Below are 15,534 nucleotides of genomic sequence, written 5' to 3'. Positions count from 1 at the left end.
CCTACCACCATCTTAGGTAAAGCATGTTAGCCACCTAATAGCTAACTTCACAGCACACAATCAATTGCCTATTATAAATGGTTTTTTTCCATTGTTAATAATGATTAAATATATTTACTTAATCTTTTAAATTCAGATGGCTAAAAATATATACTCACTGTAATTATTCCCTACTTTATCTTCTGCGAATAAATGAGAAAAATATTCTTTTTATTTTTTATAACAACAACGGTATTTGGATATATATTTGGCTTAGAAATAATCAAGACGAGACACCATCATTTAAACAAATCGATTAAAAAATGGAGTTTAGTCGGTAAGTGTTGCTCAAGGAATCAATGCGAATGATGACTATCAATAATCACATTTATCCTCTATAATTACAGCAATATAAATTGTTATTTTCTATTAATCTTATTTCATTTTTAAGTACTCAAGAGTTTATAATGACAGACTTCACAACTAAATTAACTGATGATTTTTATAAAAATAGACAAGTACTAACAACTTGTGCTCTTCCTTATGCTAATGGCCCTATTCATCTTGGACATATGCTTGAACATATCCAAGCTGATATTTGGGTGCGTTACCAAAGGCTAAGAGGCACAGACATTCACTTTGTCTGTGCAGATGACACCCATGGTACTCCAATAATGCTTAAGGCTCAGGAGATGGGAATAACACCAGAAGAACTCATCAAGCAAAGCCGTGAAGATCATTTAAATGATTTTAAAGGATTTAATATAAGTTTCGATAATTATCATTCAACACACAGTGATGAAAATAAGTTTTTTGCCGAACTGATTTATAAACGTTTAAAAGCTGAAGGTCATATCAAAACCAGAGTCATAAAACAGCTATTTGATACCGAAAAAAATCTTTTTTTGCCTGATAGATTTGTTAAAGGAACTTGCCCTCGTTGTAAGGCGGAAGATCAATATGGTGATAACTGTGAAGTGTGTTCAGCAACTTATTCACCCTCAGAAATAATTAATCCGAGATCGGTTCTTTCTGGAAGCACACCTATTGAAAAAGATTCTGAACACTATTTTTTCGACCTCCCCGCATTCTCAGACATGCTTCAAAAATGGACTCGTTCGGGCACTCTACAAGAACAGGTTGCCAATAAACTTCAAGAGTGGTTTGATACAGGTTTGCAACAATGGGATATTAGTCGCGATGCGCCCTATTTTGGTTTTGAAATCCCAGATGCACCAGGCAAATACTTTTATGTATGGCTTGATGCACCTATTGGCTATATGGGGTCATTTAAGCATTATTGTGATAATAATCCTCAAAAGGCTAATTTTGATGATTTTTGGCACAAAGACTCAAGCACTGAGCTTATTCATTTTATAGGTAAAGACATTGTCTACTTTCATAGCCTCTTTTGGCCAGCCATGCTTTATGGCAGTGAGTTTAGATTACCGAGTAAACTTAATGTTCATGGATATGTGACTGTCAACGGTGCGAAAATGTCTAAATCGCGTGGTACTTTTATTCAAGCGAAAACCTATTTAGAACACTTTAACGCAGACAGTCTTCGTTATTACTATGCGTCAAAGCTGACAAACCGTGTAGATGATATTGATTTGAATCTTGAAGATTTTATCCAAAAAGTTAACACTGATATCGTCAATAAAGTGGTCAATTTGGCGTCAAGAAACGCAGGTTTTATTAACAAGCGTTTTGAAAATCAATTAGCCGATAAAATAGATGACTTAGCCCTACATAAGACATTTGTTGAGGCAGCAGATAAAATTGCATATTTTTACGAAAATAATGAAGCATCTAAAGCAATGCGTGAAATAATGCAACTAGCCGATTTAGCTAATCGATACATCGATGAAAATGCCCCTTGGGTATTAGCAAAATCAGACGAGAAAGCAGATGCTATCAAGCTTCAACAAGTAGCAACAATGGGAATAGAATTATTCAGAATACTGATGATTTATCTTACCCCAGTCTTGCCTGAACTCAGTAAAAAAAGTGCTGTATTCTTGCAGCTTGATCTCAATTGGGAACAACTCCATAGCCCAATTATAAATCATACAATCTTACCGTTTAAGGCGCTTTATTCAAGACTGGAAATAAAACAGCTAGATGCATTAATCACAGCCTCTAAAAAAGATGTAGAAACTGTAGCGGCTAAATCAGTCAAAACTGATGGTTCAGCTTCAGTAAAAAATGAAAACAAAACGAATTCAGCCAAAGACAAATCTACTGATGGCATAATTGATTTTAGTGATTTTGCTAAAATTCAATTGATGGTAGCATGCATTGAATCAGCTGAATTTGTTGAAGGTTCTGACAAATTATTGAAACTTATTCTTGATATTGGAACGGAAAAAAGACAAGTATTTTCAGGAATTAGGGCTGCTTACCCTGTTCCAAATGACTTAGTGGGAAAACTGACCGTTTTAGTTGCAAACCTTGCCCCTAGAAAAATGCGCTTTGGTGTGTCAGAAGGCATGGTTTTAGCTGCAGGTGCAGGGGACAAAGACATATATTTACTTTCCCCAGATATTGGAGCAAAACCAGGAATGATTATTTCTTAATTTAAACAGAATAGTCATTCAGTCTATTTTTGTTTTTTTGAAAATATGCTAAACTGGTAAGTCATTTAATTAAGAGCAATAAAAGCACTAAATAGATGACTTACCAGAATAAATATTGTACATTCATCATCTCAGACACAGTTTCCCGATGCATAATCGCATACTGTGAATCAATTAACATTTAATTTAATGGTTTAGAACGTGGCACAAAGAGACTATATTTCCTCAAAAAATAGACCTGCACGAAATGAAAATCGCAGAAATGCACCCGTGGCTCATAGACAAACCCGGGGTAAATCGCCGTATATTCTAATCGCGATTATCCTCTTAATTCTAATGGTATTTGTCGGTGTACTATATTACATTATGAACAATGCACCTGCAGAAGAAGTAGCACAACAAATGGCTCAATCAACCGAGAGCGTTCCGCCACCTCCTCTTGATAAATGGCAGTATATCAACGATTTAGAAAGTGGTAGTCGCCCTGTTGATGACTCAATTCTTGATGCTTCTAGTCTGGAGCAAGAAGCATTAAATGCTTTGATTGCACAACAAATAGATCCAACCACAGGAGAAATTATTGCTAACCCGACGCCTAATCAAATAAATCCTACAGAAGGTACATTAGGTACTCAACTGGACAATGCAACAACTGCGCTTCCTCCATTAGGAGAGCCGCAATTGCCTAACAATGGTATCTATTCACAAAATCCAAATGATTTAGTACAGCCCAGTTATAATGAGCCATCGAATCAGTCAATCGGTAATTCAAATAATTCCGCAATTAATGCCTTAGAGAATGAATTAGCTTCATTACCGAGTAATGGCGCAGTGCAAAGCTCAACAAATGTGATGCCCTCTGATAATAATTTAAGTAGTGGTAGTCTAAATCAACCTAACCAAGTCTCTGATCAAGAAGCATTGGAACAACAAAGAAAATTAGCTCAAGAGCAGGCCAGAAAAGCAGAAGAACAAGCGATTCTAAAGCAGAAAGCGGCGCAAGAACAAGCCCGCTTAAAACAAAAAGCTGATGAAGAAAAAGCAAAAAAAGAGCGCTTGCTGGCTGAACAACAAGCTAGAAGAGAAAGAGAAGAGGCGGCTAAAAGAGCTGAAGAAGCCAAGGTAATTGCTCAACAAAAAGTAGAACAAACAAGAAACGTACCTGTCAGTACAACGGGTTCAGGTTGGCAGCTACAATGTGGTTCTTTTGCTGATGTAACTAAAGCAGAAAGCCTCAAAGCATTACTCGCGTTTAAAGGTATACCCGCAAGAGTTGTAAAAGCAGGACAATATAATCGTGTTATGGTAGGACCCTATTCTTCTAGGCAAGATGCCAACAGTTTATTACCTAGAACTCAAGCTGCAGGCGTCCCTGGTTGTATTATTCTTGCACCCTAAGACTTGAAATTGGGATTAATCATCCCCATATATAAATTAACACATAAAAAAACGCACTGTATGTGCGTTTTTTTATTGTAGGATGATGTTTGTTTTCACTATCACTTTATGTTTAAAGTAAGGAGTCTAAATTGACTACAATCGTAGGTGTCAGAAGAAATGGGCATGTTGTCATTGGCGGTGATGGACAGGCTACATTAGGTAATACTGTCATGAAGGGTAACGTCAGAAAAGTTAGACGCCTGTACCACGATAAAATCATAGCTGGATTTGCTGGAGGTACTGCAGATGCATTTACATTGTTTGAGCGTTTTGAGGCAAAACTTGAAATGCACCAAGGACATTTGGTGAAAGCGGCAGTTGAAATGGCAAAAGATTGGCGTACTGATCGTATGCTAAGAAAATTAGAAGCTTTATTGGCCGTTGCAGATGATACTTCTTCACTGATTATTTCAGGTAACGGCGATGTAATTCAACCAGAAGATGATCTGATTGCGATTGGTTCAGGTGGCGCGTTTGCTCAAGCCGCTGCAAGGGCATTATTAGAAAATACAGAGTTAGATGCAATGACTATCGCCCAGAAATCACTCTCTATAGCGGGCGATATTTGTATTTATACTAACCATAACCATGTATTTGAAGAGATTAAAGCAAAATAAATTTAGCCTTAATCCTTGATAAAATTGCTTTTATTCACTATTAGTCTATTACATATTGAGCTAAGTCCTATCGTTTCAAATTGAATTCGATAGCAAAAGAAGGAAATAATTATGTCTGAAATGACCCCCAGAGAAATTGTGAGTGAACTTGACTCTCACATCATTGGACAAAAAGAAGCGAAAAGAGCTGTAGCTATTGCCCTAAGAAACCGTTGGAGAAGGATGCAACTTGATGAAGCTTTGAGACAAGAAGTAACACCTAAAAACATCCTAATGATTGGCCCTACTGGTGTAGGTAAAACTGAAATTGCGCGCAGATTAGCTAAATTAGCTAATGCCCCATTTATTAAAGTAGAAGCAACTAAATTCACAGAAGTAGGTTATGTTGGTAAAGAAGTCGATTCAATCATAAGAGATCTTACTGATTCTGCAGTAAAAATGGTTAAACTTTCTGCAATTGAAAAGAATAGACATCGCGCGCAAGAGCAAGCAGAAAATAGAATTCTTGATATTTTAATTCCACCCCCGAAAGATAACTGGGGTAATACTGCTGAATCTGACACTCAATCTACTGCTAGGCAGAGTTTTAGAAAGAAATTAAGAGCTGGTGAATTAGATGATAAGGAAATTGAAATTCAGGTCAGCAATGCACCTGTTGGGGTCGAAATCATGGCGCCACCAGGGATGGAAGAAATGACTAACCAGCTGCAATCTCTTTTTGAAAATATGTCTAATGACAAGAAAAAACCTCGTAAAATGAAAATTAAAGATGCTTTAAGTACTTTAGTCGACGAAGAAGCCGCTAAACTTGTTAATCCAGAAGAATTAAAGCAACAAGCAATCGATCTTGTTGAACAAAATGGTATTGTGTTTATAGATGAAATAGATAAAATTTGTAAAAGAAGCGGAACCTCAGGTGCTGATATCTCACGTGAAGGTGTACAACGAGATTTACTCCCATTGGTTGAAGGTTGTACTGTATCCACTAAGCATGGCATGGTAAAAACTGATCACATCCTTTTCATCGCCTCTGGTGCTTTTCAGGTTGCAAAACCATCAGATATGATCCCTGAATTGCAAGGTAGATTACCTATACGAGTGGAGCTTAAAGCATTAACTGTAGAAGATTTTGAGCGCATTCTCACAGAACCTAATGCTTCTCTTACCACTCAATATAAGGCATTACTTGCAACAGAGGGTGTTACAATCGATTTTACTGAAGATGGGATTCGCAACATTGCTAAGGCTGCCTGGCAGGTCAATGAGACTACAGAAAATATAGGTGCAAGAAGGCTACAAACCGTTCTAGAACGTCTAATTGAAGATATTTCTTATGATGCCACTGAAATGACGGGCCAGTCAGTAACGATTGATGCCGAGTATGTGAGCAAGCATCTTGATGCATTAGTCGAAAATGAAGATTTAAGTCGCTTTATTCTGTAATACCAAGAACAATAATTGAAGTAATTAATGCAATACTGTTAGTCTATTAAATGGATAAAAGGGCAAAAACATTTTATCCATTTATAGAAGTTACTCTTATCAAATGAATTTGATAAGAGTATTTTTTTAGCCTCAATACAATCTATAGTTTCTTAGACACATTAAGATCTTTAATCTAAAACTAAGTCAGGCTCAGTTCGTATTGATTTATAAATTAGTCAAAAAATTCTATTTTATGATTTCTTCAATTTCATCATGACTTATCGATGGCGCTGGCTTAGTAAATAACCTGGTAAGATATAACAAATATAATACACCAAAGCCAATCCAACTTACCCCTGCCCTAAATGCAGTGGAATCCAAACTTGTCCAGAGCCAAATGCACATGAAAATACCAAATAATGGAAATACTCCGTATTTAATAATATCTAAGGCTTGATATTTTTTCTGATCAACTATAAATAACTTAATCACAGAAATATTAACAAAGGTAAAAGTCACTAATGCCCCAAAACTGATCATAGAGACCACTAAATTCAAATCAAGTTTCAGAGAGGTCAAAGACAGGCAGGCAACAATAATTATTGCAATAAAGGGGGTTTTGTATCTATTATGTAACCGATAGAATATTTTCTTTGGCAAAACTCCCTCTCTTCCCATAGCAAAAAATATTCTAGAAACGCTAGTTTGCGCGGACATAGCAGAAGCGTACACTCCTGTTAAATAAGTGGCAAGAAAAAACTTTGCCATGAAAGCCCCCCCTATGAACTCAGAGATATAAACTCCTGCGGTATCTTGGATGGGTATAAGATTTTTCCAATCAGGATAGACTAAGTGCCCAACATAGGAAATAATAATAAAAAGAAAACCCGCTGTTAAAACCGTTGTTATAATTGCCTTAGGTAAATTTTTCTTTGGATTATCAGTATCTTCAGCCATTGTGGCAATTGCATCAAAGCCTAAAAATGCAAGACATAAAATTGCAGCACTTGAAAAAAGAGAGCTAGTTGTCCCAGAAGAAATATCAATCGGACGTAAGAGATCTTCCATATTTAGCTCAATGTCACTCAATCCCAAAAATAGAAAAACCACAATAAAAAATATCTGAGAAGATATCAATATAAAATTAACAGAGGTAAGTACCCTAACTCCAATAATATTTAGCGTTGTGACACTGATTATGGCTGCCAATATAAAAATATCGCTAGGAATATCCGGAAAAACCTCATTCAAATAGAGCCCAATAACCAGATAGTTTAAAATGGGAATAAATAAATAATCAAGTATTTGTGCCCAGCCAACCAGAAAACCTAATTCACTGCCGAACAAAGTTCTTACGTAAGAGTATGCCGATCCGGCTAGCGGTAGTGATCTTGTCATATGACAATAACTAAGGGCAGTAAATAAAATAGTAATTATAGTAATTAAATAAGCAAGTGGTAATCTCCCTTCACTGAGAACAGTCACCTGGCCATAAGTGGTAAATATGCCTAATGGCACCATATAAGCCAAGCCAAATAAGACTAAGCCTTTGGTTGATAATATGCGTTTTAAAGAAGTATTTTTTACTGTCATTTTTAAGTCCTAATATGTTTAAATTAAAATTTAAAACGAGCGAGACCTACTAGTTGATCCTAGCGGCCTTACTGTTAATTAAAATAAGTCAAAGGCACAGTGCTGTCATTTATCACACGAATCAATATAAATGCCCTTCCCTACTCAAGTGTTAAATTACCTAAATAGCGTAGCACCAATGACTCAATTCTATTGTTGATTTATGAGGCACCGTGACTTTATATCATTGATTAGTGAACACTATTTTCCCACCAACCACTGTTTTTTCTATTTTAGTTTTAAACACTTCTTCAGGCTTAAAATTGAAAAGATCATTTTCTAAAATGATCAAATCAGCAAATTTACCCACTTCCAAAGATCCTATATATTTTTCCATTCCAAGCATGAATGCTGCATTAATAGTTGCTGCATTTATTGCCTCAAATATTGATAGCCCTCTATCATTATCCAGCACGGGGCCGGCTAATTGATCAGCATCCGTATCCCAAATTTGGCGAGTGATACCCACTTGTAAATTATACCATTCATCTAATCTATCTATCGGCCAGTCACTGCCGTAAGCTATCTTAACCCCCCTATCAATAAATTTTGCAATTGGTTCTAGATTGATAAATCTCTCATCCCCAAGTTTCTTTCTCTCCTGCTCCGCCATCTCTTCAGTCAAGCCTGACCATTGAAATGACAATACAGGAATCGCATCAAGGAGTTTAAATTGTTCAAATTGATGTTCAGCAACCAGTTCATTGTGTGCAAGGCCAGGTCTGAAATCTAAATCAGGATATTCATTTCTGATTTTTTGGGTAGCACGCAGAACGGAATTTATGGCACCTTCACCTACAGTATGACAATGTGGATGTAGTTTTAGATCTGCCACTTTTCTAAATAGAAGTTCTAATTGATTTTGAGTAAAATAAAGATCGCCATAGTTATTTGTCACTTCCCATTCACCCGTCTTTATATTTTTAAGATTATAAGGTTGTAACAAAGAGGCGGTGGTTATAGGAGACTGAAGCACACCATCTATGAAGAATTTTATATGGTGAATATGAATACCTGGCTGAGGAGAGTAAATCGTATTATGATAAGTATTAATAAATTCGACTATCTGATTAAAAGTTTCTTCAATCGATTCATTGGTTTTGGCTTTTTCAGGAGTAACTTCTCTAGCACCTAACACTCTGACTGTTAATTCATTATTGGCTTGAAGTGTACCAAATGCATCTAAATGTTCTTCAAATACTCTCGCATCCATGATAGTGGTTACACCTTGCTGATTGAGTAGATTTTGTACTTCCCTTGCTATTTCAACATTACTTTTTCCTATTTGGACTTTAATGCTATCAAACGCTCGCATTGCTGGGGCATCTTCTAATACACCATTTAATTCACCCGCTTCATTTCTGCGAATTTTTCCGTCCGGAGGATCGGTCATGTTAGGGTTTAAACCTAAGAGTTCAAGCGCACGAGAATTGGCAACTAATGTATGACAATCATTTGCAAAAACAACTATAGGTCTTACAGTGTTTAATCTATCAAGAATATCGTTATCTAAATCGGTACCTTCGGGGATCATACTTTGTCGTTGCCATGCTGTTACTTTTAACCATTCATCAGCCCCTTTATCTTGCTCTGCATCTAAAAAGCTTTGAACCTTAGATAGGAGTTCGTCAATAGTCAAAGCATCATAATTAAGATGATACCCATTGATCTGTTTACCTCCCCAAAATGGATGCATATGACTGTCAATAATACCTGGCAGAATGATTTTATTTTGCAAATCGTAATGCTCTGTATCCGATTCAATAATTACTTTTAATTCTTCGTAGTCCCCTACTTGCTGAATAATTCCATCTTTAATCCAAATGGCATTCACCATTGAATTATTAAGATTAGCTGTATATATTCTTCCATTGTAAAAAATTGTATTAAGTTGCATAAATAGCTCCTATAAAATTAGTTAGTAATGCCAGTAATTGGCAACGTAAATTTATAGCAAAAGAAATATTTACACAAACTGAATTAAATAAATATTACAAAATTGTTAGTTGTGCAGAAATGAAATCAAATAGACTGCGCATTAAAATTAAACATTTCAATACCAAAAAAGGTTTTCCCTTATAAATCATGGCCATTAATCCGTCTTTCAGCACTATATTTTGTAATTATTTCTTAGGTTAAAAAACAGTCATTTTTAATCTCTCTATATATTAACTCGTAAAGGTTTCCTAACAGTCTAATGATAAGCTTATGCTCTTCATCAAGACAACTGATATACAAAGTTTTTTTATCCAGTATCAAACATTTAATCTTGGTGAATTTCAAAAATAACCATTCAATCGCTCAATATTCAGGTCGTTGTTCACCTAAAAAAGATCCTGAGCCCGTCGGTTATAAGTACACGATTACAACGAATCTAGAGATTTGTGAAGCAAAGCTGGAGGAAACCAAACTCAAATTAGGCATATTCATCTTAAGTACGAATGATATTAATAATACACCAGATATGCATGAATTATTAAGCTTATATAAATCCCTGCAGAGAGCCGAAAGAGAGTTCAGATTCATAAAAAGATCCTTCATTCATGGCCGCATCTATAAGAGAATAAGGAAACTGTCACGAATAGTTTAAAAAAACAAACAGATAATCCAACGTTGAATGGGTTGTTTTTGAAATTCACCAAGATTAAATGTTTGATAGTGGATAAAACGACTGTGTATATCAAATGTCTTGATGAAGAACATAGGCATATCATTAGACTGCTAGAAGAACCCTACGAGTCAATATATAGAGAGGTTAAAAAATGACCTTTTTTTAAAACATAGGAAATAATTATAAAAAGCAAGTGCTTCTATTTAGCTATTTTTGGTTAAGCTTGAGGCTGTAATTTAAATTGCTAGTGTGCAAATAACTCACCGTGATAAACCTCGATTTTATTTCTTCAATCAGCTTATAGGCTTTACCTTTCGCATATTTGTACTTTTTCCTCTTTCTCATTATCCATCTCACTATGCGCTCATCTAGAACTCGCCATATGCTGTAGAGTTCTGAATGTGTAGAGGTATAGTTTTCTTGTAGGCACTTATAGCCTAGAATACCAATAAAACAGGAGACATTATCATGACCAATGAGACTAAAAAAATTCGTATGAATTTTACCCCTCAACAGAAAAAATGAGTTCGCTAAACTTATCTTTGAAGATGGCTATACAGTAAAGGATGTGATGGACATATCAGGAGCATGCCAATCAGCCGTTACACGCTGGAAAAGCCAGTATTTAAAAGAAAAGGAAGGTGTGATTGTCGACGGGAAAATCCCATTAAATGAGGACAAAAGAGAAATTTCTGAGCTTAAAAAACAGTTAGCTGAAGCTCGTGAGGATATTCGAATATTAAAAAAGGCAACAGCCTTATTCATACAAGACAATCCCGCATTGCGTTGATTAAAAAGATTAGTAAGGCAGAACCTAATATATCAACAGAGAGACTATGCACTTTAATGGAGGGGCCCATTTCATGCTACTATTATAAACCCGTCATCAATCAACGTGATATTGACATAACTGAGCGGTTAACTCAATTTCATACTGATAATTTCATGTGCTATGGTAAGCGTAGAATGCAGGTGGAATTAGAAAAACATGGGATTAAAATAGGAATATACAAGGTCAGCTCACTAATTAAAAAGGCAGGAATTCAAGCCAAAGTTCCTAAAAAACGTCATCAATATAAAACTGACGAGGTAAGGCCAGATATCCCTAATTTATTAAATAGACAATTTAATGAAACAGAATTAAATACCCACTGGTGCAGTGATATTACTTACATACGAACAGTTAAAGGCTGGAGCTATTTAGCGACTATACTTGACCTTGCAAATAAAGAAATTGTGGGTTATGCCACCTCCGAGTCTGCTGATACAGGCTTAGTTATTAATGCCTTAGCCTCCTCCATTTCAACATGCAAACCTGATATGAATAAGTTAATATTTCATTCAGACCAAGGAACACAATATAAATCACGAAAATTACGCACATACCTTAAAAATAGAGGGATAACTCAAAGCATGAGTCGAAGAGGTAATTGCTGGGATAATGCAGTCCAAGAGCGTTTTTTTAGGAATATCCAGTTCGAATATTTAGACGACTTAATTTTCATGAATCATCAAGCTGTAGAAGTGGCTGTAGGGCGTTATATCAGATATTATAATTACAGTAGGATCAATTCTGCAATTGGCTACATGACGCCATTACAAAAAAGAAGAGAATTATTAAAAGTAGGCTAAGAAAACCCACAAAAAAACTTGACCATTACACTCTTTTTCATCAGCCATAGTACAAGACGTGTATCAAGTGTCTGCCATATGCCTCTTAATTCTGATGGATAGAACTTGCTATAATAATTTATTATCCCATGTAAATAAGGATTAATCATTTTAGCCACTATGTTTAAACGTTTTGGAAGCATCGCTTGCCAAGGAAATGATTTGATTTTACTTTTTATCGCCTTCTTTGCTTTATTGCTTATGACTGGAAGAAATGAGGTAAAAGTCTCATTAGTGTATTTATTAACGCTTCTTCTTCGCCTAAAGGTGAAACCTAGAAAATCAAATTAATTGTTTGCCATATCCTTATTAATCTTAGGATTACAGCACACAATTTTCGTTTTCTCAGGGTGCAATTCTAATTTGCAAGCAAACATTCTTTGGTTTAGCTTTTCTAATACTTCTTCGGCTTGTTGTTCTGAGACACAATGAATTATTGCATCATCAGCATAGAGTTCAAATGGTAAGTGCGGATACTCTCGTTCTAACCATTTATCAAATGCAAAAAGCAGACTGTCAATAATATTCTTTGTATGCTGATTATCAAATTACGAAACGAATTATCCAATATTTTTCTGCTAAACAGATTGTTTCTTAATCACTTTATGTGTGTTCAATTTTTTAATATAAAATAAGAGCAACACCTAATTAAGTGGTCATTGATAAAATTTTTTGTTTAAGTATTCAGTCTTATCTTATGTTAAAAAATAGCACTATATTGGTATATTTAAATACAATTAATGGTCATAAAACAACATTTTCCTTAAAAAGCGTGAGTGATTTCACGTATTTGCTCAAATTTAGTTTTCGAATAAGAAAAAAGTATTATATTAACAGGATAAATCAAATTATATTTAACTAGGAGAAGATGATGAGTACTAAACATACCTTGCTTAGGCAATCTGTTGCTGAATTTATGGGGATAGCTTTGTTTATATTTTTTGGGACTGGTTGTGTTGCCGCTCTTAAATTAGGAGGAGCACAATTAGGACTGTGGGAAATTAGTATTATATGGGGGTTTGGTGTCGCCCTAGCTATTTATTTGACAGCAGGGGTATCAGGAGCACATCTTAATCCTGCGGTTACTATCGCATTGTGTTTTTTTTCTAATTTCGATGTTAAAAAAGCACCTGCATATATACTAGCTCAAGTTGCAGGGGCATTTTTTGGAGCCTCTATTGTTTACGTACTTTATTATAATTTATTTCTTGATTATGAAGAAACAAATCAAATTATAAGAGGAAGTATTTCTAGTCTTGATTTAACAAGCATTTTTTCAACTTATCCAAATGCTAAAATGGCATTAGGGCAAGCATTTGCTACCGAGTTTGTTATCACTCTTATCTTAATGTGTTTAATTTTTGCAATTGGAGATGATAACAATGGGTTACCCAGAGGTCCATTAGCCCCAATATTAGTAGGTATTTTAATTGCTGTCATAGGGGGATCAATGGGACCTTTAACTGGGTTTGCTATGAATCCTGCACGTGATTTTGGTCCGAAATTATTTACTTATTTTGCTGGATACGGTGGTATTACCTTTACAGGTGGTAAAGAAATTCCCTATTTCTTAATTCCAATCGTCGCACCAGTTCTAGGAGCATTAACTGGGGGAATAGTTTACCGTTATTTTATTAGTTATTCATTACCAAAGAAAAACTAATTTGTTTCTTATTAAATTGAAAAATTGATCTCACAAAAATTAAACTATACGTTAGATACTTTTTTAGCTAAGAAATCAAAAATACTCAAGAAGAATAATACTCATTTTCAAAAACCTTTTAACACCTATAAATTAAGGAGTTTTTATGTCTGGTATAAAAAAATATATTGTTGCTTTAGATCAAGGAACAACAAGTTCAAGGGCTATTGTATTTGATCACGATGCGAATATCATCGCCGTTGCACAAAGAGAGTTTACACAAATTTACCCTAAAGCTGGTTGGATAGAACACGATCCCTTAGAAATTTGGGCTACTCAGAGTGCAGTATTGGTTGAGGTACTTGCAAAAGCAAATATAACATCTGATGAAATTGCGGGAATAGGCATTACTAATCAACGTGAAACAACGATTGTCTGGGATAAAGAGACTGGTAAACCGATTTATAATGCTATTGTATGGCAATGTCGTCGAACAGCACCAATTTGTGAAGCATTAAAAAATGAAGGCCTCGAAGACTACATTAAAGAAAATACTGGCCTGGTTGTTGATCCTTATTTTTCAGGAACCAAAGTTAGGTGGATTTTGGATAACGTTGAAGGCGCTCAAGATCGAGCTGAAAAAGGAGAACTTCTTTTTGGGACAGTGGATACTTGGTTAGTATGGAAAATGACCCAGGGTAGAAAATTTGTCACTGATTACACGAATGCATCGCGTACGATGCTATTTAATATTCATAATTTAGATTGGGATGCTAAACTTTTAGCGGCCTTAAATATACCAAAATCAATGCTACCAGAGGTAAAAAGTTCATCTGAAATTTACGGACAAATGAACCTTGGAGGAAAAGGCGGAACTCGTATACCTATTGCTGGTATCGCAGGCGATCAGCAAGCTGCTCTTTTTGGACAATTATGCGTAGAAGAAGGTATGGCTAAAAATACCTATGGTACAGGCTGCTTCCTCTTAATGAATACGGGCAAAAAACCTGTAAATTCATCACATGGATTATTAACTACACTAGCGATTGGTTCTAAAGGTGAACCTAATTATGCTCTTGAAGGTGCTGTATTTGTAGGAGGTGCATCAATACAATGGCTTCGCGATGAATTAAAGCTATTAACAGATGCTGCAGACTCTGAATATTTTGCAGGTAAAGTAAAAGATACTAACGGCGTTTATGTGGTTCCTGCATTTACTGGATTAGGTGCTCCTTATTGGGATCCTTATGCTCGTGGAGCGATCTTTGGCTTGACAAGGGGAGCTAATAGAAACCATATTATTAGAGCGACACTAGAGTCTATTGCATTTCAATCAAGAGATTTAATTGAAGCCATGCAAGCTGATGCAGGTTATAGACTTAAATCCTTGCGTGTAGATGGCGGTGCTGTTGTTAATAAGTTTTTGATGCAATTTCAATCTAATATTTTAGGTGCTGTTGTGGAAAAACCAGTTATGGGTGAGGTTACTGCGTTAGGTGCTGCTTTCTTAGCTGGTCTTGCCGTTGGATTTTGGAGTGATCTGGATGAAGTGAAAAGCAAAGCTGAAATTGAAAAACGTTACTCACCGACATTTGAAACAACGGAAAGAGAAGAACGCTATAAAGGATGGAAAAAAGCTGTAGAAAGATCAAGGTCTTGGATAGATATTGATTAATCTAGAAAAAAATTTTAACATCTTTTTATAAGAAATAATTTTCTTGTTACGGTATGCAATGAATGAACTCTGATATTGTGTAAAGTACAAGAAGATTGTTTTCTATCATTCAAGTATAAACCTTGGAAAAATCATAAAACATAATAAAAAATTCTTAATACTAAATATTTGGTAAAACTAAATATTTAGTGTTTTAACATTTGTAAGTACTTAAGGTCATAAATTAATCAATTTGGGTTTATTTAGCTGTACAACCATATAAT

The 15,534-nt window shown here is 35.3% G+C and carries 12 protein-coding genes; 8 read left to right on the top strand and 4 right to left on the bottom strand.

Going from position 1 to position 15,534, the window contains the following annotated elements; genetic code table 11:
- Positions 1-446 precede the first annotated feature (446 nt).
- The 4 genes from metG (at position 447) to hslU (ending at position 6,058) form a co-directional block, all read left to right on the top strand.
- Positions 447-2,558, top strand: a complete 2,112-nt coding sequence (metG, locus tag ACFFIT_RS05195; protein ID WP_385876590.1) for a methionine--tRNA ligase — start codon at positions 447-449, stop codon at positions 2,556-2,558.
- 201 nt (positions 2,559-2,759) lie between these two features.
- A complete protein-coding gene (locus ACFFIT_RS05190) occupies positions 2,760-3,956 on the top strand; it encodes an SPOR domain-containing protein (protein ID WP_385876589.1) in 1,197 nt (398 codons plus the stop codon).
- Positions 3,957-4,087: 131 nt separating this feature from the next.
- The gene (gene hslV / locus ACFFIT_RS05185; protein WP_385876588.1) at positions 4,088-4,615 is read left to right on the top strand and encodes an ATP-dependent protease subunit HslV; all 528 of its coding nucleotides are present in this window, start codon (positions 4,088-4,090) and stop codon (positions 4,613-4,615) included.
- 111 nt (positions 4,616-4,726) lie between these two features.
- On the top strand, positions 4,727-6,058 hold the full coding sequence (hslU, locus tag ACFFIT_RS05180) for an ATP-dependent protease ATPase subunit HslU (RefSeq protein ID WP_385876587.1): 1,332 nt from the start codon (positions 4,727-4,729) through the stop codon (positions 6,056-6,058).
- Positions 6,059-6,286: 228 nt separating this feature from the next.
- On the opposite strand, the gene ACFFIT_RS05175 is transcribed toward hslU, so the two are convergent.
- Together ACFFIT_RS05175 and ACFFIT_RS05170 are read right to left on the bottom strand one after the other, a co-directional pair.
- Positions 6,287-7,633: an APC family permease gene (locus ACFFIT_RS05175; protein WP_385876586.1), complete on the bottom strand. Its 1,347-nt coding sequence runs from the start codon at positions 7,631-7,633 to the stop codon at positions 6,287-6,289.
- Between the two features lie 223 nt (positions 7,634-7,856).
- Positions 7,857-9,569: an amidohydrolase gene (locus ACFFIT_RS05170; protein ID WP_385876585.1), complete on the bottom strand. Its 1,713-nt coding sequence runs from the start codon at positions 9,567-9,569 to the stop codon at positions 7,857-7,859.
- A 1,213-nt stretch (positions 9,570-10,782) separates the two neighbouring features.
- Here ACFFIT_RS05170 and ACFFIT_RS05165 point away from each other — a divergent pair.
- Together ACFFIT_RS05165 and ACFFIT_RS05160 are read left to right on the top strand one after the other, a co-directional pair.
- Positions 10,783-11,073 carry a transposase gene (locus ACFFIT_RS05165; RefSeq protein ID WP_385876593.1) on the top strand — a complete coding sequence of 97 codons (291 nt, stop codon included), beginning with the start codon at positions 10,783-10,785 and terminating at the stop codon, positions 11,071-11,073.
- Positions 11,070-11,915, top strand: coding sequence for an IS3 family transposase (locus ACFFIT_RS05160; protein WP_385876584.1), 846 nt, complete (start codon positions 11,070-11,072; stop codon positions 11,913-11,915). Before ACFFIT_RS05165 ends, ACFFIT_RS05160 begins: the two co-directional genes overlap by 4 nt.
- Here the strand turns inward: ACFFIT_RS05160 and ACFFIT_RS05155 are convergent.
- Positions 11,912-12,133, bottom strand: a complete 222-nt coding sequence (locus tag ACFFIT_RS05155; RefSeq protein ID WP_385876592.1) for a group II intron maturase-specific domain-containing protein — start codon at positions 12,131-12,133, stop codon at positions 11,912-11,914. The two genes, ACFFIT_RS05160 and ACFFIT_RS05155, sit on opposite strands and share 4 nt — an antisense overlap.
- A 108-nt stretch (positions 12,134-12,241) precedes the next feature.
- On the bottom strand, positions 12,242-12,466 hold the full coding sequence (locus tag ACFFIT_RS05150) for a reverse transcriptase domain-containing protein (protein WP_385876591.1): 225 nt from the start codon (positions 12,464-12,466) through the stop codon (positions 12,242-12,244).
- A 356-nt stretch (positions 12,467-12,822) separates the two neighbouring features.
- Between ACFFIT_RS05150 and ACFFIT_RS05145 the strand changes: the two genes are divergently transcribed.
- Both ACFFIT_RS05145 and glpK read left to right on the top strand, forming a co-directional pair.
- Complete coding sequence (locus tag ACFFIT_RS05145; protein WP_385876583.1) at positions 12,823-13,617, top strand: MIP/aquaporin family protein; 795 nt, start codon at positions 12,823-12,825, stop codon at positions 13,615-13,617.
- 145 nt (positions 13,618-13,762) lie between these two features.
- Positions 13,763-15,271 (top strand): glycerol kinase GlpK, encoded by a 1,509-nt coding sequence (gene glpK, locus ACFFIT_RS05140; RefSeq protein ID WP_385876582.1) that lies wholly within the window; start codon positions 13,763-13,765, stop codon positions 15,269-15,271.
- The last annotated feature ends 263 nt before the right edge of the window (positions 15,272-15,534 follow it).

The sequence above is a fragment of the Thorsellia kenyensis genome (assembly GCF_042432445.1).
GTDB lineage: Bacteria > Pseudomonadota > Gammaproteobacteria > Enterobacterales > Thorselliaceae > Thorsellia > Thorsellia kenyensis.
Note: the sequence above shows the minus strand (reverse complement) of the source record. Positions and strands in the feature narration are given on the sequence as shown.

What these genes read in the sequence shown, in the direction of transcription:
- metG (WP_385876590.1), top strand. Translation starts at nt 447, where the DNA reads ATGACAGACTTCACAACTAAATTAACTGATGATTTTTATAAAAATAGA.
- ACFFIT_RS05145 (WP_385876583.1), top strand. Translation starts at nt 12,823, where the DNA reads ATGATGAGTACTAAACATACCTTGCTTAGGCAATCTGTTGCTGAATTT.
- ACFFIT_RS05175 (WP_385876586.1), bottom strand. Translation starts at nt 7,633, where the DNA reads ATGACAGTAAAAAATACTTCTTTAAAACGCATATTATCAACCAAAGGC.
- glpK (WP_385876582.1), top strand. Translation starts at nt 13,763, where the DNA reads ATGTCTGGTATAAAAAAATATATTGTTGCTTTAGATCAAGGAACAACA.
- ACFFIT_RS05170 (WP_385876585.1), bottom strand. Translation starts at nt 9,569, where the DNA reads ATGCAACTTAATACAATTTTTTACAATGGAAGAATATATACAGCTAAT.
- hslU (WP_385876587.1), top strand. Translation starts at nt 4,727, where the DNA reads ATGTCTGAAATGACCCCCAGAGAAATTGTGAGTGAACTTGACTCTCAC.